At 69.1% G+C, this 16,045-nt stretch carries 14 protein-coding genes; 8 read left to right on the plus strand and 6 right to left on the minus strand.

The genetic code is table 11. The annotated features are described in order from the left end of the window. Positions 1-23 precede the first annotated feature (23 nt). The gene (locus ABDW59_RS03700) at positions 24-2,423 is read right to left on the minus strand and encodes a penicillin acylase family protein (protein WP_343628118.1); all 2,400 of its coding nucleotides are present in this window, start codon (positions 2,421-2,423) and stop codon (positions 24-26) included. A 90-nt stretch (positions 2,424-2,513) separates the two neighbouring features. Between ABDW59_RS03700 and ABDW59_RS03705 the strand changes: the two genes are divergently transcribed. After that, positions 2,514-3,473, plus strand: coding sequence for a patatin-like phospholipase family protein (locus ABDW59_RS03705; protein WP_343628119.1), 960 nt, complete (start codon positions 2,514-2,516; stop codon positions 3,471-3,473). 13 nt (positions 3,474-3,486) lie between these two features. Here the strand turns inward: ABDW59_RS03705 and ABDW59_RS03710 are convergent, their stop codons facing one another. The 3 genes from ABDW59_RS03710 to ABDW59_RS03720 form a co-directional block, all read right to left on the minus strand. Continuing rightward, the gene (locus ABDW59_RS03710) at positions 3,487-4,818 is read right to left on the minus strand and encodes a hypothetical protein (protein ID WP_343628120.1); all 1,332 of its coding nucleotides are present in this window, start codon (positions 4,816-4,818) and stop codon (positions 3,487-3,489) included. 85 nt (positions 4,819-4,903) lie between these two features. Then, a complete protein-coding gene (locus ABDW59_RS03715; protein WP_343628121.1) occupies positions 4,904-5,473 on the minus strand; it encodes a YdeI/OmpD-associated family protein in 570 nt (189 codons plus the stop codon). Between the two features lie 23 nt (positions 5,474-5,496). After that, positions 5,497-7,035, minus strand: a complete 1,539-nt coding sequence (locus tag ABDW59_RS03720) for a methyl-accepting chemotaxis protein (RefSeq protein ID WP_343628122.1) — start codon at positions 7,033-7,035, stop codon at positions 5,497-5,499. A gap of 240 nt (positions 7,036-7,275) precedes the next feature. Here ABDW59_RS03720 and ABDW59_RS03725 point away from each other — a divergent pair, with 240 nt between their 5' ends. Further along, the gene (locus tag ABDW59_RS03725) at positions 7,276-8,004 is read left to right on the plus strand and encodes a TetR/AcrR family transcriptional regulator (RefSeq protein WP_343628123.1); all 729 of its coding nucleotides are present in this window, start codon (positions 7,276-7,278) and stop codon (positions 8,002-8,004) included. A gap of 229 nt (positions 8,005-8,233) precedes the next feature. On the opposite strand, the gene phaP is transcribed toward ABDW59_RS03725, so the two are convergent. Continuing rightward, the gene (phaP, locus tag ABDW59_RS03730; RefSeq protein WP_067062074.1) at positions 8,234-8,788 is read right to left on the minus strand and encodes a TIGR01841 family phasin; all 555 of its coding nucleotides are present in this window, start codon (positions 8,786-8,788) and stop codon (positions 8,234-8,236) included. A 197-nt stretch (positions 8,789-8,985) separates the two neighbouring features. Here phaP and ABDW59_RS03735 point away from each other — a divergent pair, with 197 nt between their 5' ends. The 6 genes from ABDW59_RS03735 to ABDW59_RS03760 all read left to right on the plus strand — a co-directional run bounded on the left by ABDW59_RS03735 (position 8,986) and on the right by ABDW59_RS03760 (position 14,995). After that, complete coding sequence (locus ABDW59_RS03735; protein ID WP_343628124.1) at positions 8,986-9,933, plus strand: histone deacetylase; 948 nt, start codon at positions 8,986-8,988, stop codon at positions 9,931-9,933. 36 nt (positions 9,934-9,969) lie between these two features. Next, positions 9,970-10,509 carry a hypothetical protein gene (locus ABDW59_RS03740; protein ID WP_343628125.1) on the plus strand — a complete coding sequence of 180 codons (540 nt, stop codon included), beginning with the start codon at positions 9,970-9,972 and terminating at the stop codon, positions 10,507-10,509. A 45-nt stretch (positions 10,510-10,554) separates the two neighbouring features. Further along, the gene (locus ABDW59_RS03745; protein WP_343628126.1) at positions 10,555-11,022 is read left to right on the plus strand and encodes a thioesterase family protein; all 468 of its coding nucleotides are present in this window, start codon (positions 10,555-10,557) and stop codon (positions 11,020-11,022) included. Between the two features lie 199 nt (positions 11,023-11,221). Continuing rightward, the gene (locus tag ABDW59_RS03750) at positions 11,222-12,205 is read left to right on the plus strand and encodes a D-glycerate dehydrogenase (RefSeq protein ID WP_343628127.1); all 984 of its coding nucleotides are present in this window, start codon (positions 11,222-11,224) and stop codon (positions 12,203-12,205) included. Between the two features lie 13 nt (positions 12,206-12,218). Beyond that, positions 12,219-13,709, plus strand: a complete 1,491-nt coding sequence (rmuC, locus tag ABDW59_RS03755; RefSeq protein ID WP_343628128.1) for a DNA recombination protein RmuC — start codon at positions 12,219-12,221, stop codon at positions 13,707-13,709. A 185-nt stretch (positions 13,710-13,894) separates the two neighbouring features. Next, the gene (locus ABDW59_RS03760; RefSeq protein WP_343628129.1) at positions 13,895-14,995 is read left to right on the plus strand and encodes an MFS transporter; all 1,101 of its coding nucleotides are present in this window, start codon (positions 13,895-13,897) and stop codon (positions 14,993-14,995) included. A gap of 147 nt (positions 14,996-15,142) precedes the next feature. Here the strand turns inward: ABDW59_RS03760 and ABDW59_RS03765 are convergent, their stop codons facing one another. Continuing rightward, positions 15,143-16,027 (minus strand): hypothetical protein, encoded by an 885-nt coding sequence (locus ABDW59_RS03765; protein WP_343628130.1) that lies wholly within the window; start codon positions 16,025-16,027, stop codon positions 15,143-15,145. Positions 16,028-16,045: the final 18 nt, after the last annotated feature.

The raw sequence follows: 16,045 nt of genomic DNA on the forward strand, positions 1-16,045 counted from the left end.
GGGAGAGGGCGGGGAGAGGGTCTTCAATCCCGATGCGCCGTGATCCGATGCACCACCGGCCCCGCCAGCAGCGGCGTGTGCTTGCCCTCGACCCAGTCCTGATGACCGGCGCCGTAGAACGGCGACATGGGGTGACCGCTTTGACCGCCGGGCATGCTGAGCCAGCCTTGCTCCTCGCGCCCCGGTGAGACCACCAGCCGCTCCGACTGCCCGAACGCCGGTCCCGCGACATGCGGCAGGTTGCTGTCGCCGCTCTGCGGCACGGAGGGCATGTCCAGCCAGCGCGACAGCGCCGGGATCGCCTTGGCCAGCACGTGCTGGATGCGGCTCGCATTGGCTGCGCCCCAGGTCGCGCCGCCCAGGTTGCCGTCCGGCGCGGCGTCCTTCGCCGCCGCGTCCATCTGCGCCAGCAGCAGCGCGTCCCAGCTCGCGAAGACCGGCGGCAGCAGGTGGATCGGACGCTCGTCCAGCGCGCGGGCGGCGGGGTACTCGAACTGGTTGCGCCAGCGGATACGGCGCATGGGTTCGGTCTGGCGCTCGCCGAGCGACGGCGTCGTCCACGCGTCCCACAGCGTGTCCAGCACGCGCAGCCGCGTCTGCCGCACCAGCCGATACGCGGCGCTGTCGGCATCGGCGCGGCCGTTCCAGTTCTCGAGCAGCTGGACGAAGGCCCGATGCGTCGGGTTCTTGCCCGCGTCCGTGCGCGCGGCCGCCAGCAGCCGCGCCGACCAGGTCTTCATGAAACGCGCCTCGTCGTCCAGATGGATGGCGCCGATGCTGGCCTCGTCGTGCTTGGGCTTCTCGCTCAGCCGGTCGCGGATCTGCTGCGCCCGCGCGCCGAGATCGAAGCCGCCGTCGCCCAGCAGCTCGCTCGTGTCGCCCCCGAGCTGTCGGTTGTTGGCCGTCCACAGCTGGCCCTGCGCGGGCGACAGCACCTGCGGCGCGCGGTCGGCCGGCAGCCACTCGTGGTGGATCGCCGCGAGATCGGTGAAGCGGCCGTAGGTCGCGGTCAAGCCCGGCTGCGACCACAGCCGGCCGGCGATGGTCCAGCCGATCTGGCCGTCGCGGTCCACCGCGACCAGGTTCTGATGCGGCATGCCGGCCCGCTGCGCGACGCCCAGCGCTTCGCTCACATGCCGCACTTGCAGCATGCGGTCCAGCTCCAGGTTGTAGGCCGCGCCCTCATGCGCGATCCAGTGCAGCGCAAAGCGGCGCCGGCCCTCGGTACTGATGACCGGCGCGCCGTCGGCCTCGACGACCACCAGCGTCTGCGCCGCACCGCCCTTGACCTGGATGGGCTCCTGGTGCGATTTGATGACGGCGTGCTCCGGCAGGTCGACCCAGTCGAACCATTTGCCGTAGGCATTCGTGAACCCCCACGCCACCGTGCCGTTTGAGCCAACCACCATCGCCGGCAGGCCCGGCAGCGTCACGCCTGCGGCACGCAGCATGCCGCGGCCGCTGCCGATCTGGAACTGAGCGCGATACCAGATGCTGGGCACGCCCAGGCTCAAGTGCATGTCGTTGGCCAGGATCGCGCCGCCGTGCGCGCTACGCGAGCCCGAGACCGCCCAGTTGTTGCTGCCGAAGACGGGGGGCTCCGCCGCGGTCGCGCCGATCGAGGCGCTGATCGAGGCGTCACGTCTCGCGCCACTCGTCGCGCCGCTGGCGGGCGTCCCCGGCGCGCCGGGACGGGCGCGCAGATCGAGCTGATCCGGCGTCGGCATCACCGCCTCGGCCACGGTGCTGCCGTCCAGCGGCGCATCCCAGGCGCCGCCGCGCGGGCTCAGCCAGCCGAAGACCGCGTCGCCGACCTTCTCGCGCAGCAGCGCGCGCTCCAGGCCCGTGTCGATCGAGCCGGACTGCAGCATGAAGTACATCTCGCTGATCACCAGCAGCGAATCGACCGGCGTCCAGTCATCGGGCTTGGCCCGCAGCAGCAGGTATTGCCAAGGTCGCACCGGCAACGCGTGCAGGCCTGCGTTGACGCCTTCGGCGTAGGCGAGCAGCAGCAGCCGGTCCTCGCCGGAAAGCTGCTCGAAGCGATCGGTGAGCCGCGCGCGTAGCCGGTGCACCCGACGCGAGCGGTCGCGCTCCAGCGCCTTCTCCCCGAACAGCGCGGCGAGCTCGCCCGCCGCCGAGCGGCGCACCAGGTCCATCTCGAAAAAGCGCTCCTGCGCATGCGCGAAGCCCAGGCCTCGCGCGACATCCAGCCGCGTGCGTCCTTCGACGACCAGCGTGCCGCGTTCATTGCGACCCAGGCTCAGCGGCGCACTCAGGCCGGGCAGGGCGATCTCGCCGTCGAGCTGCGGGCGGCTGGCTCGCACCAGTCCCCACGCCGCCGCGGCCAGGGCGATCGCCAGCACCACCAGCGCCAGCAGGCCTCGCCGCATCCAGCGCCACGGCGCACTCCTTCGATTCATGGGGTCTCCCTGTTGTGCCTGCTTGAGGCGGGCGATTGTGAGTGCGCGGCGTCACGGGCCCGCTACCGCATTTCCCTAGAATCGGCGGCCATGTCTCGTGACCATACCAAGGACGGCCTCCCGATGCCGTCGCGCCGCCGCTGGCTGGGATCCGCCGCGGCGCTTTCCCTGACCGCCCTGGCTGCCTGTTCCACCGTGCCGACCCCGGCGCCGGACGTCGTGACGACACCGTCGCCCGAGCTCCCGACGCCCGTCACGCCCAAGCCCGTTCCCAAGCCGCCGCGTGTCGGTCTGGCGCTGGGCGGCGGCGCGGCACGCGGTTTCGCCCACATCGGCGTGATCCAGGTGCTGGAGGAGAACGGCATCAAGGTCGATCTGGTCTGCGGCACCTCGGCCGGCAGCCTGGTGGGCGCGCTGTACGCGGCCGGCCGCAACGGCAAGGAACTGCAGGCGGTGGCCGAGTCCATGGACGAGGGCGCCATCACCGACTGGACCTTCCCGATGCGCGGGCTGATCCGTGGCGAGGCGCTGGCCCGCTATGTCCGGCAGATGACCGGCAACCGCGGCTTGGAGCAGCTGCCCTTGCCGCTGGGCATCGTGGCGACCGATCTGGGCGACGGTGCGGCCATCCTGTTCCGGCAGGGGGATGTGGGCACGGCGGTGCGCGCGTCCAGCGCGGTGCCGGCGGTGTTCCAGCCGGTCAAGATCGGCACGCGCGAGTACGTGGACGGCGGCCTGGTCGCGCCAGTGCCGGTGCGTTTCGCCCGCCAGATGGGCGCGGAACTGGTCATCGCCGTCGACATCGGCGAGCCGCCCGATCCCAAGATCCCCGGCGACGCGATGCGCATGTTGATGCAGACCTTCTCCATCATGGGCAAGTCCATCAACCAGTTCGAACTGCGCGAGGCCGACGTGGTGCTGCGCCCCAAGCTCGATGGATTCAGCGGCGCGGACTTCAGCACGCGCCGCCGCGCGATCACGCTGGGGCGCGAGGTCGCGACGGCGATGCTGCCGGAGATCCGCCGCAAGATCGCCGCGAAGACGCGCTGAGCGCCAGGACCGATCAGCGCGAACGGCGAGGCGGCCGTTTGCGCGTCAGGAGGATGTCGTGCAGCTCCGGCAGCGGTGCGCGCCGCAGGTCCGACATGCTGAGTCGTTGGCTGCCGTCCGGCGCCCACAGCGAGGTGGTGATGGTGAGGGTCATCGTCTTGCTCTCGGGCCAGCGGACGCGGTAGTACAGGGGCAGCAAGCGCCCGTCGCCGTCCAGGTCCAGCCGCATCAACCCCTTCCGATGCCAGCCGTCGCCCTGGAAGAAGCGCACGCGGCCAGGATCGTCGATGCGCAGCGCCAGTTGGCCTCGGCCCTTTCTGCTCAGCACGGGGACGCGGCTTGCCGCGTTCGTGGCGAAGTCATCGATCAGCATCGGGCGCTGCTCGCCGGTCATCTCGATGCTGGCGTGTCGGTCGTAGCCGCCTGGGGGTCTGCTGAAGCTCGGCGAGTGATAGTGCTGTTCCGGCGTCCACGACATGAGCTTGCCCTGCGCATCCAGTCGAATGCCGGAGCGGTCCGGGTGAGGCATCGTGAACCGCACGATCCAGGTGGGTTGCTCGCGCGCGTCCCAACCCGGCAAGGTCAGCTGGTACTTCTTGCTCAGCAGCTTGCCGCCGCTGCTCACGTGCATCGTATCGCCCTGCGGCGCCTTGATCCTGCGCACCAGCTCCGGCGACGAGCACCAGTGGTCGGGATCGACGTAGCCGGAGAAGCCGGTCCATTGCGCCATCGCCCGGCCGCACACGACCGGCTTGAGCTGCTTGGGCGCGAGCGGGCCATGCTCGCCCGGCGCCAGGCAGGTGGTGGCGTCGAAGGACTTGCACATCACGTCGCCACGAGGATTCGTGGACAGCACGACCGGATAACCCAAGGGCTGATAGTTCGTCCATGTGGCGAAGAGGTTGGCGTAGGCGTTGTTGCACCAATGGTCCGACTGCTCGTAACCGTAGATGTTCTCGATTTCAGGGATGATGTGGCGAAGCGGGTGGGCTTGGCGCTTCGCGCAGCGGATGGGGCGCGCCAGGGCGGGGTTCGGCCTGTTCAGGCTGCAATGCTCGCCATCCTCGCTGTAGCACTGGACGTCGCCGGTCTCGTCGAGCCGGAAGTACCGGCCGTTCCAGGCCTTCCATTCGTCGGGGGCGACGGGCTCACCGGGCGCCGGTGCGGACGCGCTGGAAGCGGGTCCGGATGCTGGCGGCATCCCTTCGGACGGCGCCTCGACGGCTGAAGTCTCAAGGGCGTCCTCGGCGGTCGGGAGATCCTGGGCGGGCGTCAGGCCAGCGACGGCGCCAAGCGACAAGGCCAGCACGAGCTGGCGCAGGGGACAACGGAGTGGGAAAGACAAGGTCTGGCCTCCTGGCAACAAGGAGACCGGTCAGTGCGCGACGCCGGCTGGTCGGCTTGACGGTTAGGCGGGCCGGACGCCGCAGCTAAACCCGCTCGCCGCGCGCGCTGGCCTCGATGAGCTTGTCCAAGCGCGCCAGCTGGGTCTGCGGTTTCTTTGCGCTGAGGATGTGCCAGATCACCGTCCGGCGGTAGCCGTCGGGCTGGTCCTGGAAGAAGCGCCAGGCTTCGGGATGGCGCCGGAAGACGACCTCGTGCGCCGGGCTCAACTCGACCAGTTCCTTCGGTTGCTCGAAGGAGTAGACCCGCGACTTCTCTTCCTGGCGACGCTCGAAAGCGGCCAGTCCGGCGGGCCGCATGCGGCCCTCCAGGATCAGCGCCTGGGCGCGGCCGATGTTGACGGCGCTCCAGACCGAGACCGACTTGCGCGGCGTGAAGCGGATCTTGTAGGTCTTGTCGTCGATGCGGGTGCGCACCCCGTCGATCCAGCCGTGGCACAGGGCCTCGTCGACCGATTCGGGCCAGTCGATGCTGGGCGTGCCGGTGGCGCGCTTGTGGAAGCCCACGACCACCTCGGTGGCCGTGGCGGCATGCTGGTCCAGCCAGGCGCGGAACTCCGCGGCGGAGGCAAAGAAGATCGGGGTGCGGGCGGCCATGGGCCGGGAGTATGCCTGCGGCGTCAGGCCACCTTGAAGACCGACACGACCTGCGCCAGGCGCTGCGCCTGCTCGCTCAGCGAGCTGGCGGCGGCGCTGGATTCCTCGACCAGCGCGGCGTTCTGCTGCGTCATCTGGTCCAGGTTGGCGACGGCCTGGTTGACCTGGTTGATGCCGTCGCGCTGCTCGGTCGCGGCGGCGGCGATATCGCCCATCAGATCGGTCACGCGGCCCACGCCGTTGACGATCTCGTCCATCGCGCGGCCGGCCTCGGCGACGTCCGAGGCGCCGGCTTCCACCGTCTCCACCGAGCGGGTGATCAGCTGCTTGATTTCCTTGGCCGCCTCGGCGCTGCGCTGCGCCAGCGAACGCACTTCCGAGGCCACGACCGCGAAACCGCGGCCCTGCTCGCCGGCGCGCGCCGCTTCCACCGCGGCGTTCAGCGCCAGGATGTTGGTCTGGAAGGCGATGCCGTCGATGGTGCCGATGATGTCGGCGATGCGGCTGGAGGATTCGCTGATCTCGCGCATCCGGTTCACGACCTGGCCCACGACCTGCCCGCCGCGGGTGGCGGCTTCCGCGGCGCTGCCGGCCAGCTGGTTGGCCTGACGCGCGGTGTCGGCGGACTGGCCGACGGCTCCGGTCAGCTGTTCCATGCTGGAGGCAGTCTCCTCCAGGTTCGACGCGGTCTGCTCGGTACGGGACGACAGGTCGGCATTGCCCACCGCGATCTGCGAGGACGCGCTGGACACCGACTCGACGCCGTCACGCACCTGGGACACCACGGTCTGCAGCTGGCCGACCATGCGCAGCAGCGCGGTCTGGAGCTGGGCCACCTCGTCGCGGCCGAACACGGTCAGCGTGCGCGTCAGGTCGCCCTCGGCCACGGCCTCGGCCAGCACCACCGACGCCTCCAGCGGACGCACGATCTTGCGGGTGATGACGAAGGCCAGCACCGCGCCGATCACCACCGCCGCCAGCGTCATGCCGGCCACGATCCAGCGGCTGCTGGCATAGATCTGGTCGCCCAGGTCATTGGCCGCAGCGGCGCCCTGGGTGTTGAGGTCGACCAGGTCGTTGAGCGCCTTGCCCACGTTCTCGTAGGCGGCCAGGTTGTCCACGGTCAGCATGCGCTTGGCGCCGGCATCGTCGCCGTCGCGGGCGGCGGCCATCATGCGGGCGCTTCTGGCGGCGTAATCCGCCCACAGCGCGCGGGTGTGCTTGAGCTTCTCGCCCTCGGCCGGAGAGGCCACCAGCTTTTCGTAGGCGTCCAGGCGCTTGTCGACGGCCTGGCGCAGCTCGTCGGTCTTGGCGACCTCGGCGGCGCGCTCGGCCGGCTCTGCCAGCAGCAGGCGGTACTCGCGGGTGCGGTAGCGGGTGACGTCCTGATTGGCGGCCTGCGCGGCGCGCGAGGACGGCATCCAGTTGTCGGCCATGTCGCTGGCGGTGTCGTTGACACGGCTCAACTGGATGGTGGCCATCACGCCCAGCAGCGCGGTGATGACGAGGACGGAACAGAAGGCCAAGGCGAGCTTGGCGCCGACGGACAGGCGATCGAGCATGACGGACTCTCGGGAGGTTGAGGACCCTGCGGAAAGGGGCCGGATAAGGGGCGGGAGTCGACATGCGACCGCCAAGCATGTTGCGGTGCATCAGAGCGGGCGGTAACCCGCGGGCATGCCGTTTGCTCAAATTGTCGTACTTGTACGGGAAATCCAGAGTCCGTCAGCGGCGAGGGTTCGTGAGTATTTAACGTGGTCCCCCGCATGAGTTAACGTACACAAACGGTAACTTCTAACATCATGAAACAAGTGCGAGATGACGATCTGGGTGGCGCACGTGGGGCGCCACGGCTTCGACGCGGTCCGACCGAGATGGCGGCGCTCAAACGCGAAATGCTGGAGCGCGCCCGCCGCATCTACCGCGAGGAGGGCGTCGAAGCCCTGAGCATGCGGCGCCTGGCGCAAGAGCTGGGCATCTCGACGATGGCCATCTACAGCTACTTCGAGAGCAAGAAGGCGTTGCTGGACGGGCTGTGGATCGAGGTGTTCGAGTCCCTGACGGATGAGTTGCTCGATGCATCCAAAGGCCAGCGCGGCGCGAGGCGCGTGCTGGAAGCGCATGTGCGCTGCTTCATGGACTTCTGGGAGCGGCATCCGGAGCAGTTCCGGATGATCTATATGTCTTCGACGCAGACGGCCTCGCTGGACGAGATCGGCCAATCGCAGATGCCGGTCTACAACCGGCTGTTGGGTCTGGTGCGCGAGCGCCTGGCCGCCTGCGCCCCCGCCGGTGTGGAGCCGGACGAGCGGCGCATCCGCTTGCTGTGCGACCTGATGTCGGTGCGGCAGATGGGCTATCTGATGATGGTCGTGGGTCTGCCGCGCTACCCGGTGCTGGACCGGGAGCTGCTGCGCGAACGCACCGTGCAGGGCGTGCTGCGCGACGTGGCCGAGGAATATGCCGGCGAGTCCGGCCCTGCTGCGCCCGAGGCCGCCCCCGGCTCGCCCGGCGCCGCGGTCGGCGGCTGAGCCCCTAGTCCGTCCGGACGCCCGGCCGCACGCTTTCAGCGAGATCGGGCGATTCGCGGAGCACCGCTCTGGTGCGCGCGCGACCAATCGGAGCAGAACCTCGGGCGCGCAGGGGCAGCCACGCACAGGCAAAAAAAAGCCCAGCTGAGAAGCTGGGCTTGAAGGGCACTTGGGAAGCCTGGCTTCCTTGGGTACCGAGGAGACAACCGGTCAGGGCAACCGAGACACCTCAGGCGGCGCGCTTGGCGGCGCGCGAGGCGGTCTGGGTCGCCTTCACCGCCGTGGTCGTCACGGCGTTGAAGTTCGATTCAGCGATTTCGGAGGCTTGCTTGGCAGCCTTGTGCAGGCTTTCGTACGCGTTGTTGGCCGCGGCCACCGCCGACTTCACCAAAGCAACAGCATTTTCCGTGCCAGCCGGGGCGTTCTTGGTCACGTTCTCGACCACCGAGCCCAGCTTGGACTGCGCGTCGGCGACTTGCGCCTCGGCCAGCTTGGTGAATTCCGAGGACGTCGACGCGGCGATGTCGTACAGGTGGCGGCTGTAAGCCACGGCCTTCTCGGCCGACGGTTGCAGCAGCGAGGCCTGCAGGGCCAGCAGCTCCTGGGCGTCCTTGACGGCCAGGGCGGACTGCGCGGTTTCGGCGGCTTCGCCCAGCGCGGTCTTGGCGACTTGCAGGTTCAGTTCGACCAGTTTCTCGACGCCTTCGAAGGCCTTGCTGGTCAAGCCGAACAGGGCTTCCAGTTGGCTCTTTTGGGCGGCGATCAGTTGTTCAGCGGTCAGCATGCGGAATCTCCTTGAGAGTTGATATCAGCCAGGAAGCGGCAGGCTGAGAGCCGGGCTGCGAACTTTGTTGCGGTGCAGCATGGATCGAAGTATAGGACCGTCGAATCGGATTGCAAGCGCTTTTTGTTGCGATGCAGCAAAAACGCGAAAGCCCGTGGTGACGGGCTCCAAAGAGGCGGCGCTGTATGGTCGCGACCATGCTCGCGTTCCATTACGACCACCTGAGCCTGGCACTGCCGCCGGGGCATCGGTTCCCGCAATCCAAGTACCAGATGCTGCGCGAGCGCGTCGAGCGCCACCCCGGCCTGCTGCGCCTGCGCGTGGCCGAGCCCGCCGACCCGGCGGCGCTGGCGCTGGTTCACACGCCGGACTACATCGATGCGGTGCTGCATGGAACGCTCAGCCCCGCCGCCCAGCGCGAGATCGGCTTCCCTTGGGCGCCGGGCCTGCCGCGTCGCTCGCTGTGCTCGGTCGGCGCGACCATCGCGGCCGCCCGGGCCGCACTGGAGGAGGGCGTCGCCGCCAGCCTGGCGGGCGGCACGCACCACGCCTATGCGGACAAGGGCAGCGGCTTCTGCGTCTTCAACGACGTCGCGGTGGCCGCGCGGCTGATGCAGGCGCAGTGGCATCGTGCGCATCCGGGGGCGCCCGGGCTGCGGGTGCTGGTCGTCGACCTGGACGTCCATCAGGGCAACGGGACGGCCAGCATCTTCCAGGGCGACGACAGCGTGTTCACGCTCTCCCTCCACGGGGAGAAGAACTTCCCCTTCCGCAAGGAGGCCAGCGATCTGGACGTCGGGCTGCCGGATGCCTGCGGGGACGGGGTCTACCTCGACGCGCTGGGGACGGCCCTCGCCGAGGTCTGGCGCCGCATGGCCGATCGACCGCCGCAACTGGCCTTCTATCTCGCGGGCGCGGATCCGCATGAGGGGGATCGTCTCGGCCGCCTGAAGCTGAGCGCCGACGCCCTGCTGCAGCGCGATCGGCGGGTGCTGGAGGCGCTCTTCGAGCGGCGCATTCCGGTGGCGATCAGCATGGCCGGCGGCTATGGCGAGGACCTGAGCGTCACGGTCGACGTGCAGGAGCGGACCTTGGAGGCGGCGGCGCAGGCCTGGGAGCGTTGGCGACTGCGCACATCCGGCTGAACGGCACTGACGCGCTTTCCATTTCAGGAGGCGCTCATGGCGATGCCCCCCAACGTGTATGGCATGCAGTTCATGCCGATTGACGAGCAGGTCGTGAACACGCACGAATGCTGTGCGCCGCCGGCCATCGATTCTCGGCAATGGAAGGCGCCGCTCGGCGCCTTTCCCGAACCGATCGACATGGGCGACCTCAAATGCACCTGGACCGGTGAACGGGTGGTCATGCCCAAAGACCCGGCGATCCTCCAACTTCGCTTCGCACTGGCGAAGGGGAAGCGACTCGACGTTCATCTGCACCCGTATCCGCGGGTGGCGTTCGTGGTGAGCGGCAAAATACGAGTGGTCCAGTTGGCGACGCAGGATCAACCGGCCAAGACGAGGGAGTTCGAGGCCGGCGACACCATCGTGGAGACCATCAACCGATACCACTACGGGGAAGTGATCGGCAGCGAGGGGGCGGTGCTTCAGGTGTGGGACTACCTGCCGCCGCACCTGCCACGGAACAAGGACACCAACACCGTCTATCGCGACGCGAAGCCCATCTCCAAAGAGGGCGCGCGCGAGCCCGGGCAGTAGCCCGCGCGACAGCCCCCGGCCGGCGGCGATGGAAGAATCGCCGCCATGACCGACGCCCGCCCCGCCTCCAGCCCCGACGCCCGTCCCGCCGCCGAGCCCCGCGACGCCTTTGCCCGTTTCATCCCGGTGCCCACGCGCTGGATGGACAACGACCTCTACGGCCATCTCAACAACGTCGTCTACTACAGCCTCTTCGACACGGCGGTGAACCGCTATCTGATCGAGCAGGGCGCGCTGGACATCCACGCCGGCCAGGTCATTGGGCTGGTGGTCGAGACCCATTGCAACTTCTTCGCCTCGCTGGCCTTCCCGCAACAGGTCGAGGCCGGCCTGCGCGTCAGCAAGCGCGGACGCTCCAGCGTCCGTTACGAGATCGGCCTGTTCGCCGAGGGCGAGCCGCTGTGCGCCGCGCGCGGCCATTTCGTCCACGTCTATGTCGAGCGCGACTCGCGCCGCCCGGTCGATCAATTGCCCGAGGCGTATCTGAAGGCGCTGGCGCCGCTGGAGCGCTGAGGTCGCCTGCGACCGCCTGCGGTCGCCTGCGGTCGCTTGAGGTCGCTTGAGGTCGCCTGCGGTCGCTTGAGGTCGCGTGAAGCGGCGGGCGATCCTCGTCCGCGCCGAGCCGCCGTTGTGGATCCCCACAGCGCCGCGGGCTCGCGACTGCCTACAGTCGACGGTTCCTCAGCACTGCCCTGACCCGAAGGAGAACGAGATGAGCAAAGCGCGCGTCCTGGTGGCCCGCAAGACCTTCGACGACGTCGTCGACCGCTTGCGTCCCCACTTCGAGGTCGAGGCCAACGACAGCGACGACGGCTGGTCGCAGGACGAGCTCATCCGCCGCCTGCAGGGCAAGTCCGGCGTCTACATCGCCGGCGGCGACAAGATCGACGCCAAGCTGCTCGACGCCTGCCCCGATCTGAAGATCGTCAGCACCATGGCCGTGGGCTACAACAACATCGACGTGGCGGCCTGCACCGCGCGCGGCGTGATCGTGACCAACGCGCCCGACGTGCTGACCGAGACCACCGCCGATTTCGGCTTCGCGCTGATGATGGCCACCGCGCGCCGCATCACCGAGAGCGAACACTTCCTGCGCCGCGGCGAGTGGAAGCAGTGGGCGGTGACCATGTTCGCCGGCGCCGACATCCATGGCGCGACGCTGGGCGTGCTGGGCATGGGCCGCATCGGCGCGGCCATCGCCAAGCGCGGCCATCTGGGCTTCGGCATGCCGGTGCTGTATCACAACCGCTCGCGGCTGCCGGCCGACCAGGAAGCGCCGCTGGGCGCGAAATGGGTGGAGAAGGACGAGCTGCTGCGCCGCGCCGATCACCTCATCATCGTCGTCCCCTACAGCGCGTCCTCGCACCACCTGATCGGGCAGCGCGAGCTGCGCCTGATGAAGAAGACCGCGACGCTGACCAACATCGCGCGCGGCGGCGTGGTCGACGACGCGGCGTTGGCCGCCGAGCTCCAGGCCGGCACCATCGCGGCCGCGGGCCTGGACGTGTTCGAGGGCGAACCGACGGTGAACCCGGCGCTGCTCGCGTGCGAGAACGTGGTGCTCACGCCCCACATCGCCAGCGCGACCATCGCCACCCGCCGCGCCATGAGCAACCTGGCCGTGGACAACCTGATCGCCGCGCTGACCGGCGGCGTACCGCCCACCGTGCTCAATCCCGAGGTGCTCAAGCGCTGAGAGAATCGGACGCATGAATCTGCCCTTCTGGATGGTCGCGCTCATCGTCGGCGCGACCCTGATCTCCTTCTTCCTTCTCATAGTCACCGCGGTCTGCGTCATGGCGCTGCGGCGCGCGTCAGGCGGGGATCCCGCCGCGGCGCTCGCCCCGCTGATGCAGCAGTCCAATGAGCGCATCGAGCGCCTGGAGCGCTCGCTGCGCGACGAACTGGGGCGCGTCAACACCGGCCTGCGCGAAGAGGTCGGCCGCGGCAACGCCGGCCTGCGCCAGGAGACGCTGACGACGCTGACGCAGTTCCAGCAAGCGCTGCTGGCGCAGGGCGGCGACACGGCGCGCTCGCAGAACGAGCAGATCGACGCCTTCCGGCTGCAGCTGGCGCAGCTGCAGCAGGCGCTGGGTCAGCAGGCCACCTCGGCGCGCGAGGCGCAGGACGCCGCGGCCGCGCGCACGACCACCGTGCTGACCGAGCAGCTCCAGACCCTGGCCCAGCGCAACGAGGCCGGCCTGGCCGAGACCCGCCGTACGGTTGAAGCACGGCTGCAGTCCATCCAGCAGGACAACGAGAAGAAGCTCGAGCAGATGCGGGCGACCGTTGACGAGAAGCTGCACGCGACGCTGGAGCATCGGCTGGGCGAGAGCTTCAAGCAGGTGGCGGAGCGGCTGGAGCAGGTCTACCGCGGCCTGGGCGAGATGCAGACCCTGGCGCGGGACGTGGGCTCGCTGAACCGCGTGCTGACCAACGTGAAGACGCGCGGCATCTTCGGCGAGGTGCAACTGGCCGGGCTGCTGGAGCAGGTCTTCACGCCGGAGCAATACGCGTCCAACGTCGAGACGCTGCCGGGCAGCGGCGCGCGGGTGGAGTTCGCGCTCAAGCTGCCGGGCCAGCGCGACGATGGCAAGCCGATCTGGCTGCCGATCGACGCCAAGTTCCCGCGCGAGGATTACGAGCGCCTGCTCGAAGCGCAGGAGCGCGCGGACGCGCCGGCCGCCGAGCTGTCGGGCCGGGCGATCGAGACGCGCCTGAGGATGGAGGCCAAGACCATTCGCGAGAAGTACCTGGGCCCGCCGCACACGACCGACTTCGCGCTGCTGTTCCTGCCCACCGAGGGCCTCTATGCCGAGGCGCTGCGCCGTCCAGGGTTGACCGAGGCGCTGCAGCGCGAGCACAAGGTGATGCTGGTCGGACCGACGACGCTGCTGGCGACGCTGTCCAGCCTGCAGATGGGCTTCCGCACGCTGGCGCTGGAGAAGCGCTCGGCCGAGGTGTGGGACATCCTGGGTGCGGTGAAGACCGAGTTCGGCAAGTTCGGCGACGTGCTGGCCAAGACGAAGAAGAAGCTGGACGAAGCCAGCAACAACATCGAGATGGCCGAGCGCCGGACCCGGGTCATGACGCGACAGCTCAAAGCCGTCGAGGCCTTGCCCGAGGACCAGATCACGCGGGTGCTGCAGCTCGGCGCCGAGTCCGACGCGGACACCGATGAGGAGGGCGTCGCCGGATGAACGATCCCGACGCGGACAGGACGGCATCGGCGACCGCGTCTGCGGGCGACGACGCTGGTCGTGTGTCTGCGTTGACCGCCGCCGATGCGGCACCCGTCGCCGCACCCCAGGCCGCTGCGGGCAGCGGGCCGCCGTCCCCCGGTTTTGCGTCTGTCATCGCCACCCTGGTGGCCGTGCATGCCTGCATGGCGACGACGCGTGTGGCGGCGACGTTGTGGGTCCTGCATCAGGGCTACGGCGGCTGGATCGTCGGCGTGCTGCTCAGCCTGTTCGCGGTCGCCCCCTTGGGCCTGTCCCTCTGGGCGGGCCGGCTGGCCGACCGCTTCGGTTTCCATCGGCCGGTGGGCATCGGCGTGGCGATGGCCTTGGGCGGTGCGGTGATCGCGCTGGGTGCGCAATGGCTGGGCAGCATCGCGCTGATGGCTGTCGGCTGCCTGCTTTGCGGCGGTGCCGTGGCGGTGGCCGTGGTGGCCATCCAGCGGGAGGCGGGGTTGATGGCGGCGGATGCCGCCGCGCTCAAACGCGTGTTCAGCTGGGTCGCGCTCGGCCCCGCGCTGTCCAATGCGCTCGCGCCGGTGATCGCCGGCATCGTCATCGATACGGCGGGTTTCAGCGCCGCGCTGGTGCTGGCGACGCTGTTGCCGATCGCGGCTTGGGGCGTCGCGCGGCAGGTGCCGCGCCGGGCGATCGCGTTGACCGAGTCCAAGAGCAAGCCGCGTCCCGCCTGGGACCTGCTGCGCGATCGCGGCCTGCGTCATCTGCTCATCGTCAACGTCGCGATGTCCTCTTGCTGGGACGCCCATAGCTTCGTCGTGCCCGTGGTCGGACATGCGAAAGGGCTGTCGGCGTCGAGCATCGGATTGGTGCTGGGCAGCTTCGCGGCGGCCGCGACACTGGTCCGCCTGGCCATCGTGCGGTGGGCCCATCACATCGACGAGATTCGCGCGCTGCGCATCGCCATCACGGTGGCGACGGCGGTGCTCATCGTCTATGCGTGGCTGCCGGGAACGCTGGGTTTGATGATCGGCTCGGCGGTGCTCGGGACGGCGCTTGGGGCCGTTCAGCCGATGGTGCTCGCCACCCTGCATCAGGTGACGCCGCCCGATCGACACGGTCAAGCGCTGGGACTGCGCATGCTTGCCTCGAATGGCGCCACCGTCGCGATGCCGCTGGGCTTCGGCGCGCTTGCGACGGCGAGCGTGGCGGCGGCACCGCTGTGGCTGATGGCCTCCATCCTCATCGGGGCTCAGTTCGCGGCGAGACAGATTCCGAGACCGAGACCTTAAGACCCTCTCCCCAGCCCTCTCCCGCAAGCGGGCGAGGGGGCTCATGCCGCGACCGAGGGCTGTCGGTCAGGGCGCGCGGTGCTGGATGACTCCCTCTCCCGCTTGCGGGAGAGGGCGGGGGAGAGGGTCTTTCGTAGCAGACCTCGGTCACTCCCCCGCCGCCTGCGCCATCTGCCGCCGCGCCTCCTTGTGCTTCATCGCCACGTACTCCTCCAGCGTCTGCTCATGCAGCTGCCTGGCATACCGCTCCGTCGCCGCGAACCAATCCCTCAGCCGCTTGTCCAGCCGCTGCGCCTCCGGCGCCGGCAGCGTATCCAGATACGACTCGATGGCCAGGAAGTAGCGCATCGTGTTCCGCTCCGCGATCCCCTGAATCCCTCCGACATATCGCGGCGCGCCGTCCTCATCCCTGCCCACCACCGTGAACCCGACCTTGTCCCGCCCGCTGGTCGCCAGATAAGCGCTCGTCGCCACACGCGCCGCGAAGTTGTTGGCATACGCATACCGCAGCCGAATGAAGCTGCGCCGCCCCTCCAACGGGATCGCCTCCAGGGTCATCCTGTAATCGCTCGTCCCCATCGGCCCCTTCGCGGCGCTCATCTCCACGAGCAGATAGTCCTTGCGCTCCGCCAGCACCTGGAACTTGAAGTCCAGCGCATACGCATCCTCGATGGGCTGATCGAACTTGCGCCCCACCGCCATGTGCAGCGTGAGCGGCTTGGCCTCGTCGTCCACCACGCAGCGCTTCACGTTGGCCGGCAAGGTCAGCAGCTCGCACCAGGCATCGGCGTCGCGCAGCGCGCCCGCCAGAGTCGCGAACTCATGATGGACGACCGCATGCATTTCCCCGGTCGGGTGCTGGGTGTCGTCGACCGAGCTCAACAGGATCGGCTTCTGGAACGGACTGCGCGCCAGCTGCGGCGCCATCTGCTCATAGTGGGCCTTGAGGTCGCCCGCCTGCTGATCCGCCGACACCTCGGTGGCCACGAGCAGCAGTCCCAGCAACAGGGCCGCATGGGCGATCCAGAACATCACGCCGTGATGCGGCGC

It is taken from the genome of Roseateles sp. (genome assembly GCF_039595295.1).
GTDB lineage: Bacteria > Pseudomonadota > Gammaproteobacteria > Burkholderiales > Burkholderiaceae_C > Roseateles.